This window comes from Porphyrobacter sp. TH134, assembly GCF_002855495.1.
Lineage (GTDB): Bacteria > Pseudomonadota > Alphaproteobacteria > Sphingomonadales > Sphingomonadaceae > Erythrobacter.
On record NZ_PKRO01000101.1, the window covers coordinates 1 to 1,169 of the forward strand.

General features: G+C 64.0%; 1 protein-coding gene. It reads right to left on the reverse strand.

Features of this window, described 5'->3' with window-relative positions; genetic code table 11:
- Positions 1-176: 176 nt before the first annotated feature.
- On the reverse strand, positions 177-1,088 hold the full coding sequence (locus C0V72_RS16105; RefSeq protein ID WP_143704652.1) for an SMP-30/gluconolactonase/LRE family protein: 912 nt from the start codon (positions 1,086-1,088) through the stop codon (positions 177-179).
- Positions 1,089-1,169: the final 81 nt, after the last annotated feature.

The window sequence follows — 1,169 nt, forward strand, 5'->3', positions numbered from 1 at the left end:
CCGCGCTGCTGGCCGGACGCTACAGCGCAATATCGAAAGCGCGCGTCCGGCCAGCAGCGCTACCCTCATAACCTACACCACCTGCCGGGACGCGACCTACGCTGAGGTCGGGGAATGATTGCATTGGCACCTTGCAATCATTCCCCGGCCAACGTTCCCATTGGCAGCCGCGCTACCTATTTTGCTCGACCGTACGGACGGAGCGCGACCAGCTGCCCCTGCGCCGTGTCGCCCTTCGTGAACGCCCCGCCATCGGTGACGACGTATAGGATGTCACCATCTTGCGGTCCCGTGCCGAAGGCTGCGGCCGTGGCGCCGATGATGTTCTGGCGTGAACCTGCGATGATCGTGCGGCGGCCATCAGGGGCGATTTTCACCACTGTGTCATACGGATGAGTGGTGACAAACAGCGCCCCGTCCATACCGATGGCAAAGTCGTCCCCGGGTATGCCGCGGGCGATGAGCGCCGGCGCGCCGAACCGTCCGTCCGTGCCGAGGGGATACTTCAAGACTTCCGTCGAATCCGACACGGTGACGATCATGTCCTGCCCCGCAAAGCGCACCCCGTTGGCGCCGGGCGCAAGAGCGACGACAGGGCGGGCGGCCAGGCGCTTGTCGCGCAGCGCCACTTCGGTCTTGCCCGTGGCAGGATTGATCCGCCAGATCTGAGCCAGATTGCTGTCTGCAGTGTAGAGCATGCCGTCGGGGCCGAAATCGAGCCCGTTTGGCCAAGCGCCACTGGGCAAGGTGGCGATCTTCACCGCATCGGCACCCGGAGACAGGCGCCAGATACCCGGCTGATCACCGTTGCTGGTCATGAAGATCGTACCATCCGGCGCGGCGACAATCACGCCCGCAGTCGACCCGGTAGGCGTCGTGAACAGCACCCTTTCGCTACCATCGGTGCGGCGTGCGATGATCTGGCCGTTGGCATCGTGGTAGTACGCGCTGCGCGTGAAATCGAGGCCGGTGTTGGCGGCAAGATAGAGGGTCCCGTCACGGCCTGCGGCAATGCCTTCGAACGCAACGCCTGCGGCATAGGTTTTGACGACCTGCGCCATGGCGGGCTCGACGGTGTCAATGGACACCCAGTGTTACGAGCTAAGGCGACACCCAGTGTTACGAGGTGTCTCGTTGTGACCGTGCGATGATTTCAGGGGCGGGGAGCA